Source organism: Bacillus sp. EKM420B, from assembly GCF_011065565.1.
Taxonomy (GTDB): domain Bacteria; phylum Bacillota; class Bacilli; order Bacillales; family Bacillaceae; genus Bacillus; species Bacillus velezensis.
Genome location: NZ_JAAMNX010000002.1, coordinates 46,740 through 62,266, shown reverse-complemented (window position 1 = coordinate 62,266; position 15,527 = coordinate 46,740). Strand labels below are relative to the sequence as shown.

General features: G+C 44.9%; 15 protein-coding genes. 5 read left to right on the top strand and 10 right to left on the bottom strand.

Translation table 11 applies throughout. The annotated features are described in order from the left end of the window. Positions 1-10 precede the first annotated feature (10 nt). The 9 genes from G9F48_RS05285 to G9F48_RS05245 form a co-directional block, all read right to left on the bottom strand. A complete protein-coding gene (locus G9F48_RS05285; RefSeq protein WP_165409147.1) occupies positions 11-1,066 on the bottom strand; it encodes a phosphotransferase in 1,056 nt (351 codons plus the stop codon). Beyond that, positions 1,059-2,246, bottom strand: coding sequence for a carboxylate--amine ligase (locus G9F48_RS05280; protein ID WP_156735327.1), 1,188 nt, complete (start codon positions 2,244-2,246; stop codon positions 1,059-1,061). Before G9F48_RS05280 ends, G9F48_RS05285 begins: the two co-directional genes overlap by 8 nt. Next, positions 2,236-3,570, bottom strand: a complete 1,335-nt coding sequence (locus tag G9F48_RS05275) for a glycosyltransferase family 4 protein (RefSeq protein WP_156735326.1) — start codon at positions 3,568-3,570, stop codon at positions 2,236-2,238. The genes G9F48_RS05280 and G9F48_RS05275 overlap by 11 nt, the downstream gene beginning before the upstream one ends. Continuing rightward, positions 3,567-4,223, bottom strand: a complete 657-nt coding sequence (locus G9F48_RS05270) for a PIG-L deacetylase family protein (RefSeq protein WP_004393067.1) — start codon at positions 4,221-4,223, stop codon at positions 3,567-3,569. Before G9F48_RS05270 ends, G9F48_RS05275 begins: the two co-directional genes overlap by 4 nt. Positions 4,224-4,310: 87 nt before the next feature. Then, positions 4,311-5,009 carry a kinase gene (locus tag G9F48_RS05265; RefSeq protein ID WP_165409146.1) on the bottom strand — a complete coding sequence of 233 codons (699 nt, stop codon included), beginning with the start codon at positions 5,007-5,009 and terminating at the stop codon, positions 4,311-4,313. Between the two features lie 6 nt (positions 5,010-5,015). Further along, a complete protein-coding gene (rplI, locus tag G9F48_RS05260) occupies positions 5,016-5,465 on the bottom strand; it encodes a 50S ribosomal protein L9 (protein ID WP_004393063.1) in 450 nt (149 codons plus the stop codon). Further along, positions 5,462-7,441: a DHH family phosphoesterase gene (locus G9F48_RS05255; protein ID WP_014306180.1), complete on the bottom strand. Its 1,980-nt coding sequence runs from the start codon at positions 7,439-7,441 to the stop codon at positions 5,462-5,464. Before G9F48_RS05255 ends, rplI begins: the two co-directional genes overlap by 4 nt. A 30-nt stretch (positions 7,442-7,471) precedes the next feature. Next, positions 7,472-8,407, bottom strand: coding sequence for a YybS family protein (locus G9F48_RS05250; protein WP_025650094.1), 936 nt, complete (start codon positions 8,405-8,407; stop codon positions 7,472-7,474). A gap of 243 nt (positions 8,408-8,650) precedes the next feature. Then, entirely contained in the window at positions 8,651-8,803 is a 153-nt protein-coding gene (locus tag G9F48_RS05245) for a hypothetical protein (RefSeq protein ID WP_004393059.1), read from the bottom strand. 133 nt (positions 8,804-8,936) lie between these two features. Here G9F48_RS05245 and G9F48_RS05240 point away from each other — a divergent pair, with 133 nt between their 5' ends. Next, positions 8,937-9,422, top strand: coding sequence for a spore coat protein (locus G9F48_RS05240; RefSeq protein ID WP_017418488.1), 486 nt, complete (start codon positions 8,937-8,939; stop codon positions 9,420-9,422). Positions 9,423-9,457: 35 nt separating this feature from the next. Here G9F48_RS05240 and G9F48_RS05235 read toward each other — a convergent pair whose 3' ends face one another. Further along, positions 9,458-9,829 carry a winged helix-turn-helix transcriptional regulator gene (locus tag G9F48_RS05235; protein WP_004393054.1) on the bottom strand — a complete coding sequence of 124 codons (372 nt, stop codon included), beginning with the start codon at positions 9,827-9,829 and terminating at the stop codon, positions 9,458-9,460. A gap of 206 nt (positions 9,830-10,035) precedes the next feature. On the opposite strand from G9F48_RS05235, the gene G9F48_RS05230 reads away from it, so the two are divergent. The 4 genes from G9F48_RS05230 to G9F48_RS05215 all read left to right on the top strand — a co-directional run bounded on the left by G9F48_RS05230 (position 10,036) and on the right by G9F48_RS05215 (position 15,454). Continuing rightward, positions 10,036-10,965: a manganese-dependent inorganic pyrophosphatase gene (locus tag G9F48_RS05230; RefSeq protein WP_004393053.1), complete on the top strand. Its 930-nt coding sequence runs from the start codon at positions 10,036-10,038 to the stop codon at positions 10,963-10,965. A 184-nt stretch (positions 10,966-11,149) separates the two neighbouring features. Next, positions 11,150-12,067, top strand: a complete 918-nt coding sequence (locus G9F48_RS05225) for an EamA family transporter (protein WP_281063059.1) — start codon at positions 11,150-11,152, stop codon at positions 12,065-12,067. A 347-nt stretch (positions 12,068-12,414) separates the two neighbouring features. Continuing rightward, on the top strand, positions 12,415-13,836 hold the full coding sequence (locus G9F48_RS05220; protein WP_014306184.1) for a glycoside hydrolase family 68 protein: 1,422 nt from the start codon (positions 12,415-12,417) through the stop codon (positions 13,834-13,836). A gap of 61 nt (positions 13,837-13,897) precedes the next feature. Continuing rightward, positions 13,898-15,454: a glycoside hydrolase family 32 protein gene (locus G9F48_RS05215; protein ID WP_094247908.1), complete on the top strand. Its 1,557-nt coding sequence runs from the start codon at positions 13,898-13,900 to the stop codon at positions 15,452-15,454. Positions 15,455-15,527 lie beyond the last annotated feature (73 nt).

The window sequence follows — 15,527 nt, the reverse complement described above, 5'->3', positions numbered from 1 at the left end:
TCTCTTAAACTTATAATCCTAATTCCCGTCCCCATTTTGACACTTTGTCAACATGATACGGCAGCAGTTCTCCTCCCCGATTGTCGAAGATTCTCCGCAATTGGGTATGAAGCCCTTTCTCAAGTGTTCTCTGCAAATAAGCCATTTTATAAAGCGTCATAGGAGGGGTCTGAAAATGAATACCCCGCTTTTTCATTTCTTTCGTATACACTTTTACGCAATACGTCCGAATATCTTCTGCGTGCCGGCTCCAGTCTTTTCTGAAGCCGAGCAGAATTTCGACCAGCACCGTCATATCAAACCAAATCGGCGCGTACTTTGCGGATTCCCAATCGATGAATTGAATATCCCACGGTTCATGTCCGGACGCATCGTGGGTGCAGATATTCTGCATATGAAGATCACCGTGTGTGATGGCTGAGCCGTTTTGTATCAATTCAGGGAAAAAATCCGGCTCCTCCTGCTCCAGCAAGTTTGTGATTTGCCGATAATGAGGCTTCACGATATCTTTTGTGCGCTCATCTTTAAGAGCTCTATCCAATAATTCCGCTGTCTTTTTGATCTGCTTTTTACGCCCTTTTCTCATGGTTTCCGATTCGTAGACCGGCAGCCACGACCGCCATTTACCGTCAGAAATAGTCTTGTTTTCAAAGGTGCGGCTGTGCAGTTCTGCGACAGACGGAATAATATACTTGAAATGCTTCGGATGAAATGTAAGCTGTCCTCTGATCTGGCTGACAAACTCCATAAATATCCACGTTTCATGGTCACTTTCCTCTATAAGATAGATGTCCGGCAGCAAATCTCCTAAAACAGAACGGGCTTTCCCGTATATATTAATCTCGACCTTGTTTTTTTCACGGGAAGATTTATACACCTTCAATATCAGCGGCACAGTGCCGGATTTTTTCTTTACAAACAGTTTATAAATGGCGCTTCTGTCTGTTGATTTCAGGCATGTGATGTCATCCGGATTCACCGCAGCCCTTTCACCGAACGAGTACGACAGTTTTTCGTCAATTCTCAGTTTTTGAAATGCGTCATACAAAAGATCCTTTTCATACATGCCGATCTTCCTTCCGCTTCCGTTTCCAGCTGTTTTTGAGATGAGACCAAGTGTTTCTGATAAATGGCATCGGGTCATTCCAAGCAAAAAGAGCGTACTCTTTTTTTCCTTTAAATCCTTTCCAAAAATCCCGGAACGTCATTTCTCCTCTTTTTCGTTTCTTCAAAAACGTTAAGAAGTAACGCACCTCATAAATCCAGTTGATTCCGTCTTTTTGTTCGAGCTGGGGCTTCACATGCTGTCCGGTCAAATACAGATAGTACATGTAAACGAAATGAATGCCTGCCGGTTCTGTCAGGCTATGGCTGAGCCAAAAGCGCGGATTAATTTCGATAAACTTGTAAACATTGTCCCGGGGATCCTTTTTAAATTCCGCCATGCCTACTCCCTTCAGCTGAATCGCTTCAAAAAACGGCAGGGTCTTCTCGATTAAATCAGGAAGCCGTTTGCTGACGACGTGGGCCCCCGCGCCAAAATCAGCAGGGAATTGATGGTTCTTTTGCAGAGAGAATAAACCGATTAATTTCATTTGGTCATCATAAAAAGTGGCGACTTTATAAAAACACTGGTTGTCTCCGGGGATGATCTCCTGTACGAGCAGTTCTCCATTTTCTCTGTAGGAGCTGAACTCCTTGCGCAATTGTGCGGCATTCTTCATTACAATTGCTTTTTTGTTTACTTTTTTTCTGTATTCATGGCCGGCCACCGGTTTTAAAATACACGGGAAGTCAATATTGGCGATGGCCTCTTCCAGCTCATCCCGGTTGTTCGGAAAAAAGGTTTTCGGGCAGGGGATGTTATGCTTGACCGCTAATTCATATGCTTTGCTTTTATCTAAGACCGTTTCTAACAGAGAGCGGCTCGGGAGCAAAAATAAAAAAAAACCGGCTAATGTCTCGCGGAATTTAGATATAAATCCCGCATAATCATCAGATCCTGCGTACAGAACCGGCTTTGCTTGGAATCGCTTCCCGAAATCAGTCAGGAATGTCAGCAGTTCTTCCTCTTGTGTTAAAGGGCTGGGACATATCCCGCAATCTGCCAATCTTGATTTTCCGATACGATAAGGTCCCTCCGTGTCAAACGCGTAAACATCGATTCCTCTTCGGGCCAGGCTGCGAATGATCCCAATCCCGTTTGCACTGAAATCAAGTACAACGGCTGCATGTTCATGTTTCATGATCTCCCTCCGAGCTGTTGGTATTTTGATAAATCGATTCGATATTTTTTATCATCGTCTCACTGCTTAAATATTTCTCCGCGTAGGCCTTTGCGTTTGAAGCAGCCTTCTCCCGCGCAGATTTGTTAGAGATAAAAAACGCTAAAGCCCGGGCAAGAACCTTTGCATTTCCGGGCTCGACAATAAGTCCCGTTTTGTTATGGCGGATCAGATCCGGAATACCCCCGCAATCGGTCGCGATGATAGCCGAGCCGCTGAACATCGCTTCAATAATCGAGATGGGCAGACTATCATTAATGGTCGGCAGTACGAATATATCCGTCATATTCAAAATAGCGGGAACATCATCTCTTTTTCCTAAAAAGGAGACCATAGATAGATTCAGTTTTCGAGCCTGTTCCTCTAAAGCGCTCCTCATCTCTCCGTCGCCCGCGATCAGCACTTGAACATGTTCAAGCACATCAGACGGAATTCGTGAAAGTGCGTCAAGCAAATGATTATGTCCTTTTCTCGGGCCTAATCTTGCAATACACGAGATGATGATCTTATTTTTCGGCAGCGGGATTTTTCTTTTCCCGCCTGTTTTTGCATCGTAATCGATTCCTGTGATCACCGTTGTCATGTCTTCCTGTTCGGCTCCGAGCTTCATGAGCGGGCTGCGGAACGTATCGCTGATAATAATCAGGCGATCTGCGTATTCAATGGCTTTCATCTCTAGTTTTTTATAATAAAACTCTTCTACCGATCCTTTTTTAAAGATGTGAAATTTAAGTCTGTTGAAAGTAAACATGCCATGCGGTGTGAAAAATAAAGGTTTCTTATAGATTTGATTGAATCTGCCTAATATATTGGCTGTAAATAAATCTTGAGCATGAAACACATCATATCTTTCCAAATGAATCTTTTGAAGCATTTGCTCGTATATAAACATCAGCCGATTATTTTTCAAAATATGATTGTTATAATCCCCATATCTGTCTTTAAAGAAATCTTTTAATTTCGGAACAACAGCCGCCCGCAGTTCTTTTACCTGTGCGGACGGAAACAGATTAGGGGAGATGACATCCACCTTATGACCCCTCTTCTTCAGGCCTTCACTAAGCGTTTTAATATAGTTTGATAAACCGCCCGTGTGCGGGTAGTCCCAAAACGTGGCAATCAAAATGGATAACTTCTTTTTTTTCCTGTATAACCGCGGAATATGATGTTCATGTTTCAACTGTGTCTTTACTGCCGCCTTTTTTTGAGGGCCCGTTTTGACCCCGTAGTAGCGGTCAAGCGTCTGAACCATATACGGATACGGGACGGAAAATGTCTTGATCATTTCCAGATCCTCCGCACGACTTCAAAAGCTTCAGCGTATTCTACACCCGCCGTCATCCCTCTGACTCTTCCTAAATGTTTAACGCCTTCATATGAACGGGGATGAGGGTAATCCCTCATTTCTACGTCATAGTGGTGAAGCGCCGCGAGTTTGGCATCCATTGTGTCTGTGATGTTAACGAAGTAATTAGGTTTGAAGAGTTTATCAGCCGTATTCCTCTCCCACTCGCTTGAAGATAGCGTTTCGAACGTAAGCAGTTCGATAGGCTTTTGATTCGGAAGCGGTCTGGCGGCTGTTAAAACTGCTTGGAATGTTCTCTGGTGGTCCATATTGATATCGCCGTAATGATGTGTAAAGATTTTATCAGGCTGATAGACGCGAATGAGCTGCTCTAATTCTTTGACAAGCTTATGAAGAGGGATACATTCCAGCTCTAAATTCGTATGCTCCAAAAAGATGACTTTCTCAATTCCAAGCTCTTGATTCGCGCGTTCGCCTAATTGTTTAATATGATGAGCTTCTTCTTTTCTTCCTAATGCCGTAATAATGGAAATCACTTTATATCCTTCATTGATCAGCCGTTTTATGGTGCCCGCTGCTCCCAATAGTTCATCATCGGGATGAGCGCCGATAACCATAATGTATTCTGCCATTTTTTCCACACTCCACCAAACAAATGTTACAAATATCATATGACGACCCTAAAAAAAGGAAACTTACATATGCGGATTTTCAGAAACTTACATGTGCGGCTGCCATTCCAGGTAACGTGACGGATTTAATTTTTTTATAGTGTTCAAAAACTCATCCGCCAAGCCGTATTTGTCCAGTCCTTTTAATAGTTTTACGGGAAACCGGGTAATGGCGGAAAAAGCTCTTTTATGGTCGATGACCTTAAGATTTCCGTGTTCATTGATCAGAATGTGCCTGATTTCGGCATCCCATCTGGTAAAACCGATTCTTTTTAATTCATCCAGCATATTTAAAATATCAGCAGTCAGTTTGACGGACAGGGATTTTTCTTTTCTGATATGGCGGGCAAGAGAGGTGCCTTGGACATATTCCATCACAATATAACGATCTCCGTGTTCATACAGTCTTGGAATCACCGGGGAACCTTGTCCGGTCTTTAAAGCCGCCAATTCCTTCTTGCATGTCCCTTTTTCAAAGAAGTATTTTATGCATTTGTCGTGTGTTAAGCGGTAGACTTCCCCGTCTTTTCCGTCTCCGATCAGCGGATAGTGCTCCAGCGCCTTTTTATTCTCCGGATTATTAAAATATGTTTCAGAAAAAAATCGTTTCATACCGACACATCCTTCGTTATGATGTAATATAATATGCAATCTGGTAACGATCGGAAATGAAACAATCTCATCATTTTCTTGCGCTGCGCCGTCTGCTGACATAAAAAAAACCCGCCGGATCGGCGGGTTTTTCATTGTGCGTTACGCTTCTTCTTTTACGTGAACCTTCAGCACAGCCTGAACTTCAGGGTGCAGCTTTACAGGAACGTTTGTATATCCCAGTGTGCGGATACCGTCTTGGAGCTCCAGTTTCCGTTTATCCACTTTAATCTTATGCGTTTTTTGCAGCGCTTCTGCAATCTGCTTGCTTGTGACAGACCCGAACAGGCGGCCGCCTTCACCGGATTTGGCACTCAGCTCAACAGTCAGCTGTTCAAGCGTTTCTTTCAAATCTTTCGCTCTTTCAAGCTCGGCAATCGCTTCTTTTTTCTCTTTTTCTTTCTGTCCTTTCAATGCGCTGATGTTTGTCGCATTTGCTTCGACAGCGAGGCCTTTTTTAATGAGAAAGTTATGTGCATAACCGTCTGCTACGTTTTTCATTTCGCCTTTTTTTCCTTTACCTTTTACATCTTGTAAGAAAATAACCTTCATCTCTGAACGCCTCCCTCAAAATATTCATCAATGGCTTCCTTCAGCCGGACGAGCGCTTCTGAGACAGAAATGCCCGATAACTGGGTTGCCGCATTGGTTAAATGCCCTCCGCCATCCAGCGCCTCCATAATAATCTGCACATTGACCTCGCCCAGCGATCTCGCACTGATGCACACCGTATGCTCATCCCGTCTGGCTACCGCAAATGAAGCTTCCACTTCACTCATCGATAAGAGGGAATCAGCCGCCTGCGCAATCAGCACCTGGTCAAAGTACTCCTCTTCGTTCTCAGGCAGAGAAGCAATCGCGATATGTTCTTTATAAAGAGCCGTATGCTGGATCAGTTTCGCCCGCTTGATGTAAGAACCGACGGATTCTTTGAGAACTTTCTGCACCAGAACCGTATCTGCGCCTTTCGCTCTCAAATAAGAAGCGGCGTCGAACGTCCGCGAGCCCGTGCGAAGGGAAAAACTCTTCGTATCCACTATTATACCAGCTAACAGGGCCGTCGCTTCAATCATATTGATTTTGAGCCGCTTCGGCTGGTATTCAAGCAGCTCCGTCACGAGTTCTGCGGTGGATGAAGCGTATGGCTCCATATAAACGAGCAGCGGGTCTTTAATAAATTCCTCGCCTCTGCGGTGGTGGTCAATCACAACGATGTGCTCGATTTTGTTCATGAGACGCTCTTCCATCACAAGGGACGGTTTATGTGTATCAACGACGACAAGCAGCGTGTCGTCATTTGAAATTTCCATCGCCTCTTCCGGCGTGATGAACCGCGACCACAGCTCTTCATATTTTTTAATTTCTTCAATCAGGCGCTGAACGCTTGATCCGATCTGGTTCGGATCAATGACGATGTAGCCTTCTTTGCCGTTGGCCTGCGCCACCTTCAATATTCCGATTGCGGCTCCGACTGCGTCCATATCAGGAAACTTGTGCCCCATGATAATGACATTGCTGCTTTCTGAGACAATCTCCTTGAGCGCGTGAGAAATCACCCGGGCGCGCACCCTTGTGCGTTTCTCCATCGGATTTGTTTTGCCGCCGTAAAATTTCACCTTGCCGTTCGGCATTTTGATCGCCACTTGGTCGCCTCCGCGGCCGAGAGCCAAATCGAGACTGGACTGCGCCAGATCTCCAAGCTCCTTCAAGGAAGAAACCGATGCGCCGATCCCGATGCTGAGGGTCAAAGATACAGTATGAACGGATGTTTTTTCTCGGATTTCATCCAAAATCGAAAATTTCGCGTTTTCAAGCTCCGTTAAAATGTGTTCATTTAACACCGCGATAAACCGCTCAGAGGACGTCCGTTTCAGGAAAATGCCGTACTCCTGCGCCCACGCATTTAATAATGAGGTGACCTGGCTGTTCATCGTGCTTCTCGTTTGGTCATCCAGCCCCTGTGTGACGTCATCATAGTTATCTAAAAAGATATATGCCAGCACGGTTCTCTCATTTTCGTACTGCTTTTCAATCTGAATCTGTTCTGTCACATCAAAGAAATAAAGCAGGCGCTCATCTCTTTTAATCACTACTTTAAACTTCCGCTCATTCAAGGTGATCGTTTCCGAATCGACCTCCTGCTTGATCAGCGGCACGACGGCCTCGCATGTGTCATACAGCGAGCGCCCGACGAGTGTGCTTTCATTAAAACAGGAAGACAAAAACGGATTCGCCCACTCAATGTAATATTGATCATTAAACAGCATAATCCCGATAGGCATTTCCATTAATGCCTCTTCGCCTACTTTTTTCAATCTATACGATAACGTGGAGATATAATCGTCAATTTCTTTTCTGATCAGAGAATCCGCACGCTTAATGAAAAACAGGATCACGGCGAGCAGCACAACGCCGATGGCTCCTATCAGCCAGTTAAAGTAAATGCTGATGAGGATTATGATGATTGACAATGCAATCAATGCATAGATGGGATACCGAAACAACGGTTTTTCATAAAAACTAGGCATTTCTATCAACTCCCCACCTGTAAGTCACACTCAATTTCGCGTCACCTTATTTCTTATGTTAAAGCCTATGTCAATGATGCCTAAGAGGAGATACACGGACAAGATGAGCGGAAAAAGCACACCCAGCACAATTGCTAAAACAGGAACGGCTTTCGGCATCTCCATTTCGCGGCAATAGAAAAAAATAAACGCTAATCCTTGAATACAAATCAGCAAGCTGAGAATAAATCCCCCATTCAATGAAACCGAATACAGCATATGCCCTTTTTCTAAAGGCAGAAACCCTAATATCGTCACAATAAAATACAGAATGACAACGCTTTGCGGGAGTTTGAGCTCTCTAAAAGGCTTCATCTTCGGAAGATCAGGGGAAAATCGCCGTAAAAGCGGCCTTGCCATAGCATAACTGAGGAAAGAAAAAACGATGCCGGTCAATACGAGCACTGTCGGAAAAAGATATTGAACCGTGCTCAGCTGACTTTCCATCAGCTTGATCTGCTTCCCGAACTGATCTCCGTAACCGAGCTGCTTTGACATGGTTTCTGCTAAAGACATCGACTCCCGAAGCTGGGACATGGTGGTATCGATCACATTCATATTAAGGAACACGATGCTGACCACAAAAAAAACGACGCCGCACAGCACATACGCCATAGCGCCGGCAGCAACCGCATAGCCGGGCTGTTTCTTTTTAAAATAATATCCCATGGCGATTCCCGTACAGGCAGCCGTAAAAGCGCCTGTAAGCCCGGTAAACGAACTTACAATAAAGCTGACAGGAAGGCTGGCAAGCCCCATCCATACCCCGGGCTTCAGACCGTGCCGAATGGTGTAAAGAATGATCGGCAGCGGCAAAGCAAAGAGAAGAATTGCCCCCAGTAAAGGGAGGTACACGACCAAAAGGGAAATGATTGCAAAAATACTGATCAAAATGGCGCCTTCTATTAGAGCCCTTGTATTTTTCACTTACTCACCTCAAACCTTGTATCATTCGAACATACGAATAGAAAAGAGCAGCTTAGACGACTGCTCTTTTGACGCCGCAATGTCTCTTTCAAGACCTGAATTTTCCATAAACTCTCCAAAATACACGTATATATTTTAACATAAGTCGAAATCGCAAGTAAAATGAGCGCGGACACCCGCAATGTTCCATGTGAAACATGAAAACAGACAAACGGACATCCCAGTGAAAGAATGCCCGTTGTATCAGTGATCCTGATCATCCATGAAACCAGAAGTATCTCTGTTTTTCTTTTTGGTTTTTCGTACATATAACAAGACGATAACGATAAGTAAGAGAGTGGTCGCCTGTAAAACCCCGCTGCTGAAAAGGAAGAAGTTCTTTATCATGTCCCACATATAGTTTCACCTCTATTTCGTATTTCCTTTACATTGAGTTTCCCTTTCTGGAAACTTCAAAACATCAGGAACAACATCGGGACCGGGGCATATGCTGAAAGTGAAAATGAAGGATAAAGGAGATTCTTACACCATGACCGAGCGGAGAACATTAGCATGGCATGAAACGTTAGAACTGCATGAGTTAGTGGCTTTCCAGGCAAACGGACTTGTGAAATTAAAAAGAACAGAGCGGGACGTAAGCGATGCCAGATTAAAACAGCTTTACAGATTTTCCATCCATTCGCTGGAACAAAATCTGCGTGAACTGCTTCCTTTTTTCCCTGAAGCTCCCGCTTTTCGTGAGGATGAAACAGAAGAGCGCGCTGATTCCTCCTTTTACAGCGGCGGCCTGCTGATCATGGCCAAAACGTCTGTCCGCAATTACGCCGGAGCCATTACAGAGACGGCCACACCTCAATTAAGACATGTTTTCGTCAAGCACTTGAACGCGGCCATCAAGTGGCATCAAATGGTCTTTGAGTATATGGAAGAACGCGGTCAATATCCGGCTTACAACCTGAGCGAATTGCTGAAGAATGACGTGCGCAACGCCAGAAAGGCCATCGCGATGAAATAAAAAAAGCAGCAAGGAATTTAATCCTTTGCTGCTTCTTATTTTTGAGCGGACTGATCTTGAGGCGACGTTTTTTCCCGGTATGTCTCGAGAAACTCCCGGTTGGCATCTCCCCATTTCTTCATTTGCAAAACGATCGGTTCCAGCGACCTGCCGAATTCGGTAAGAGAATACTCCACCTTTGGAGGCACCTGCTGATATACCTCGCGATGCACGATGCCGTCCGCCTCAAGCTCACGAAGCTGAAGCGTCAGCATACGCTGCGTAATGCTGGGGCAAATGCGCCGAAACTCATTAAACCGCTTTTTTCCGCCGATCATATGATAAAACAAAATACCCTTCCACTTTCCGCCGATAACGGAAAGCGTCAGTTCAACCGGACAACCTTCTTTATTCGGATATATGTTCATAATTCATCCTCCATAGTACCTTTTTTGATACTATATGCTGATTAGCATCTGACTTACCCAGTATTTTACTCGCAATCCTCCTCACCGCTCAACAAAAATGCTTCTTTTTCACATCAATTTTTAAGGTTTTGAAGATTACACCCTCCGCAAGACGTGTTAAACTATAAAAAGATTGTTTACACTACAAAAAAGGACAAGGAGTTATTATGGAAAAAATTCTTATTTTCGGACATCAAAACCCAGACACAGATACCATTTGCTCTGCCATTGCCTATGCTGATCTAAAAAATAAACTCGGCTTCAATGCTGAGCCCGTCCGCCTTGGACAAGTCAACGGCGAAACACAATACGCGCTTGATTATTTCAAGCAGGAAAGCCCGCGTTTGGTGGAAACAGCCGCAAACGAAGTAAACGGCGTCATCCTTGTTGACCACAATGAACGCCAGCAAAGCATCAAGGATATCGAAGACGTTCAGGTTCTTGAAGTGATCGACCACCACCGTATCGCCAACTTCGAAACAGCGGAACCTCTTTACTACCGTGCTGAGCCGGTCGGCTGTACGGCTACGATCTTAAACAAAATGTACAAAGAAAATAACGTGAAAATCGAGAAAGAAATTGCGGGCCTCATGCTCTCAGCAATCATTTCCGACTCTCTGTTATTTAAATCTCCGACTTGCACGGAGCAAGATATCGCAGCGGCAAAAGAGCTTGCTGAAATTGCCGGCGTAGATGCGGAAGAGTACGGCTTAAACATGCTGAAAGCGGGCGCCGACTTAAGCAAAAAAACTGTGGAAGAACTGATTTCTCTTGATGCGAAAGAGTTCACGCTCGGCAGCAAAAAAGTCGAAATCGCCCAAGTCAACACAGTTGATATTGAAGATGTCAAAAAGCGGCAGCCGGAATTAGAAGCGGCTCTTTCAAAAGTAATTGCTGAGAAGAACCTTGACCTGTTCCTTCTCGTGATTACGGATATTTTAGAAAACGATTCCCTTGCGCTCGCCATCGGTGATCAAGCGTCAAAAGTTGAAAAAGCATTCAACGTGACGTTAGAAAACAACACGGCTCTTTTAAAAGGCGTCGTATCCAGAAAGAAACAAGTCGTTCCTGTTTTAACAGACGCGATTGCAGAATAACCAACACACCCCGGAAACCAGCCGGGGTGTTTTTTTTTACAGCTCGTTCATCAGACGGCCATTTAGTAAGCGCTTACTTTAAAATTATTTTGACGCCTGCTAATATACAATATATAATATATCACATGTAAGGCGTTCGCTTTCCTAATTATTGTAAGTTGCTATCGCAACATCAGAATCGGGGGTGTCTATCCTGGAAAAACACGCTGCTCTTTCTTATTCACGAACAACAGGCATTTGGCTTGTGCTTACAGGAGCTATCTTATGGGGGGTCTCGGGAACGGTTGCCCAGTATCTGTTCCAGCACCGCCATTTTAATACAGAATGGCTGACTTCGGTGCGCCTTCTGGTGTCAGGGGCGCTTCTGCTCGGAATCGCGTACCGCAAAGAAAAAGGACGGATATGGGCTGTTTGGAAAGACAGACGGGACAGAATTCCCCTTCTTTTATTCGGGATTTTCGGAATGTTAGGCGTTCAATACACCTACTTCGCGGCAATTGAGTACGGCAACGCGGCAACTGCTACCGTTCTTCAGTATTTAGGGCCGGCGATCATTACATGCTTTTTAGCGATTCGCGCAAAGAGAATTCCTTCGGGAAAAGAACTGCTCGCCGTCTTATTGGCGGTTGCCGGCACATTCATTTTGGTCACTCACGGGAATGCCGGAAGCCTGTCCATATCCGGTCTGGCCGTCTTTTGGGGAATCAGTTCGGCGTTTGCACTGGCGTTTTACACCCTTCAGCCGCATCGTCTGCTGAAGAAATGGGGATCCGCCATTGTTGTCGGATGGGGCATGCTGATCGGCGGAGCCGCCCTCAGCTTGATCCGCCCGCCCTGGACATTTGAAGGCGAGTGGTCCTTTCCTGCATATGCCGCGATTGTGTTTATCATCATTTTCGGAACGCTCATCGCTTTTTATTGCTACTTGGAAAGCCTGAAATATCTGAGTGCCTCTGAAACCAGCCTGCTTGCCTGTGCAGAGCCGCTGTCGGCAGCTTTTTTAGCTGTTATCTGGCTGCATGTTCCCTTCGGAATATCAGAATGGCTGGGTACTTTGCTGATTTTAGCCACCATCGCTTTATTATCTATCAAGAAAAAATAACCTCTCTTTTTTAGAGAGGTTTTTTCCTAGGCCCAGAGCACCCCTTAGTCTCAATTACCCATATATTAAAAGGCCTTTTTTCATTTTACTATCATCCAAAAGAGGAAAATAGACCAGTTGTCAATAGAATCAGAGTCTAATAGAATGATGTCGACAAGTAAATCATGCAGGATTGTTACTGATAAAGCAGGCAAGACCTAAAATGTGTTAAGGGCAAAGTGTATTCTTTGGCGTCACCCCATACATATTTTAGGTCTTTTTTTCTGTAACAAACCTGCCATCCATGAATGCAGGAGGATCGAATCGGCAGATCGCAAAAAAAGGTACATACAAAAGGAGACATGAACATGAACATCAAAAAATTTGCAAAACGAGCCACAGTTCTAACTTTTACGACTGCACTTCTGGCAGGGGGAGCGACTCAAGCCTTCGCGAAAGAAAATACCCAAAAACCTTACAAAGAAACGTACGGCGTCTCTCATATCACACGCCATGATATGCTGCAGATCCCTAAACAGCAGCAAAGTGAAAAATACCAAGTGCCTCAATTCGACCCATCAACAATTAAAAATATCGAGTCCGCGAAAGGACTGGATGTGTGGGACAGCTGGCCGCTCCAAAACGCTGACGGAACAGTAGCTGAATACAACGGCTATCACGTCGTGTTTGCTCTTGCGGGAAGCCCGAAAGACGCTGATGACACATCCATCTACATGTTTTACCAAAAAGTCGGCGACAACTCGATCGACAGCTGGAAAAACGCGGGCCGTGTCTTTAAAGACAGCGATAAGTTCGACGCCAACGATGAAATCCTGAAAGAACAGACACAAGAATGGTCCGGTTCTGCAACCTTTACATCTGACGGAAAAATCCGTTTATTCTACACTGACTTTTCCGGTAAACATTACGGTAAACAAAGCCTGACAACGGCGCAGGTAAATGTGTCAAAATCTGATGACACGCTCAAGATCAACGGAGTGGAAGATCATAAAACGATTTTTGACGGCGACGGAAAAACATATCAAAACGTTCAGCAGTTTATCGATGAAGGGAACTATACATCCGGCGACAACCATACGCTGAGAGACCCTCACTACGTTGAAGACAAAGGCCATAAATACCTTGTATTCGAAGCCAACACGGGAACAGAAAACGGATACCAAGGCGAAGAATCTTTATTTAACAAAGCGTACTACGGCGGCAGCACAAACTTCTTCCGTAAAGAAAGTCAGAAGCTTCAGCAAAGCGCTAAAAAACGCGATGCTGAATTAGCGAACGGCGCCCTCGGTATGGTAGAGTTAAACGATGATTACACATTGAAAAAAGTCATGAAGCCGCTGATCACTTCAAACACGGTAACTGATGAAATTGAGCGCGCGAATGTTTTCAAAATGAACGGCAAATGGTACCTGTTCACTGATTCACGCGGTTCAAAAATGACGATCGACGGCATTAACTCAAACGATATTTACATGCTTGGTTATGTATCAAACTCTTTAACAGGGCCTTACAAGCCGCTGAACAAAACTGGTCTTGTCCTGCAAATGGGTCTTGATCCTAACGATGTAACGTTCACTTACTCTCACTTCGCAGTGCCGCAAGCCAAAGGCAACAATGTCGTGATCACAAGCTACATGACAAACAGAGGCTTCTTTGAGGATAAAAAGGCAACATTTGCGCCAAGCTTCTTAATGAACATCAAAGGCAAGAAAACATCCGTTGTTAAAAACAGCATCCTTGAACAAGGACAGCTTACGGTTAACAACTAATAACAACAAAAAGAAAATGCCGATACTTCATTGGCATTTTCTTTTATTTCTCAACAAGATGGTGAACTCAATCATGGCTCGAAAATGGCCCGTTGTAATATTGATCTTTTTGGGTGCGTTCCTGTTTGTCGGCTTACTGCCGAACAAAACCCACAATTCCTCTGACACAAACACGGAGCATAAGAAGGATTACCGGGCGGCGTATCATTTTACGACCCCGGACAAATGGAAAAACGACCCTCAAAAGCCCATTTTTTTCGAGGGGAAATATCATTACTACTATCTTTATAATCGGGATTACCCGAACGGCAACGGCACAGAATGGCGGCACGCCGTATCAGAGGACTTGGTGCACTGGACGGACGAAGGCACGGCTATTCCGAAATACACCAACGAAAACGGCGATATATGGTCCGGTTCTGTCGTCATTGATAAACACAACACGGCGGGCTTCGGCAAAAACGCGCTGGTCGCCGTCACAACGCAGCCGACAGCCAAAACAAAAGCCCAGGAACAATATTTATGGTACAGCACGGATAAGGGAAAAACGTTTACTTCCTATAGTGATCAGCCCGTTATGAAAAACCCGGGAACTAAGGATTTCCGGGACCCGAAAGTGATCTGGGATGAACAGGATGACAAATGGGTGATGGCCATGGCCGAAGGAGAAAAAATCGGTTTTTATGAATCACCCGATTTAAAAAATTGGAAATACACGGGCGGTTTTATCACTCAGCAGATCGGCCTCGTCGAATGCCCCGACCTTTATATGATGCGTGCAGATGACGGAACAGCCAAGTGGGTTCTGGGCGCAAGCGCAAACGGCAAACCCGCAGGCAAACCGAATACGTACGCGTATTGGACCGGAAACTTTGACGGGAAGGAATTTACCGCCGATCAAGAAGAACCGCAATGGCTCGATTACGGCTTTGACTGGTACGGCGGCGTCACATTTGAAGACGGTAATAGCGAAGATCCGCTGACAAAACGCTATGCGCTGGCATGGATGAACAATTGGGATTATCCGAATGAAACACCGACACTAAAAAACGGCTTTAACGGCACGGATTCTATCGTCCGTGAAATCCGTCTTCAGCAGCAGGACGGCGGCACATACAGCCTTGTGTCAGAGCCGGTTGAAGCATTGAACCAATTAACTTCTTCAACTGACAGCATAGAACACAAACAGGTGAACGGTTCAGAGACACTGCCGATCAAAGGTGATACATATCAGCTTGATATGGATATCGCTTGGTCAGATATCAAAAATGCAGGCGTCAGACTCAGAGAATCAGCAGACCAAAGCCGGCATATTGATGTCGGTATTTCAGCAGAAGACGGCTGTGCGTATGTGAACAGATCGTTTACAGACCAGCCTGATAAAACCGGCGCATACGTCGAAAGCAAAGCCCCATTTGACGGAAACAAAGGACGCGTCCATCTGAAAATTCTCGTAGATAAAACAAGTATTGAAGTATTTGCAGACGACGGAAAAACCGTTCTGACAAATGAAGTGTTCCCAAAACACGAAGATCAGGGAATCACGCTCTTTTCTGAAGGCGGCTCCGCTGACTTTCAGCATATTGAGATGAAGCATCTCGGTTCGATTCATTCTTAGACGTCCCTCTTCATTTCTAACCGGCGCCCGGACTGTGGTAAAATGCAAATATGTATACTACGATTCATGAGGT

Excerpts from the sequence above, each read along its gene's own strand:
- G9F48_RS05285 (WP_165409147.1), bottom strand. The coding sequence starts at position 1,066 with ATGTATGAAAAGGATCTTTTGTATGACGCATTTCAAAAACTGAGAATT.
- rplI (WP_004393063.1), bottom strand. The coding sequence starts at position 5,465 with ATGAAGGTTATTTTCTTACAAGATGTAAAAGGTAAAGGAAAAAAAGGC.
- G9F48_RS05230 (WP_004393053.1), top strand. The coding sequence starts at position 10,036 with ATGGAAAAAATTCTTATTTTCGGACATCAAAACCCAGACACAGATACC.
- G9F48_RS05235 (WP_004393054.1), bottom strand. The coding sequence starts at position 9,829 with ATGAACATATATCCGAATAAAGAAGGTTGTCCGGTTGAACTGACGCTT.
- G9F48_RS05275 (WP_156735326.1), bottom strand. The coding sequence starts at position 3,570 with ATGATCAAGACATTTTCCGTCCCGTATCCGTATATGGTTCAGACGCTT.
- G9F48_RS05245 (WP_004393059.1), bottom strand. The coding sequence starts at position 8,803 with ATGTGGGACATGATAAAGAACTTCTTCCTTTTCAGCAGCGGGGTTTTA.
- G9F48_RS05220 (WP_014306184.1), top strand. The coding sequence starts at position 12,415 with ATGAACATCAAAAAATTTGCAAAACGAGCCACAGTTCTAACTTTTACG.
- G9F48_RS05270 (WP_004393067.1), bottom strand. The coding sequence starts at position 4,223 with ATGGCAGAATACATTATGGTTATCGGCGCTCATCCCGATGATGAACTA.
- G9F48_RS05240 (WP_017418488.1), top strand. The coding sequence starts at position 8,937 with ATGACCGAGCGGAGAACATTAGCATGGCATGAAACGTTAGAACTGCAT.
- G9F48_RS05265 (WP_165409146.1), bottom strand. The coding sequence starts at position 5,009 with ATGAAAAACCCGCCGATCCGGCGGGTTTTTTTTATGTCAGCAGACGGC.
- G9F48_RS05280 (WP_156735327.1), bottom strand. The coding sequence starts at position 2,246 with ATGAAACATGAACATGCAGCCGTTGTACTTGATTTCAGTGCAAACGGG.
- G9F48_RS05255 (WP_014306180.1), bottom strand. The coding sequence starts at position 7,441 with ATGCCTAGTTTTTATGAAAAACCGTTGTTTCGGTATCCCATCTATGCA.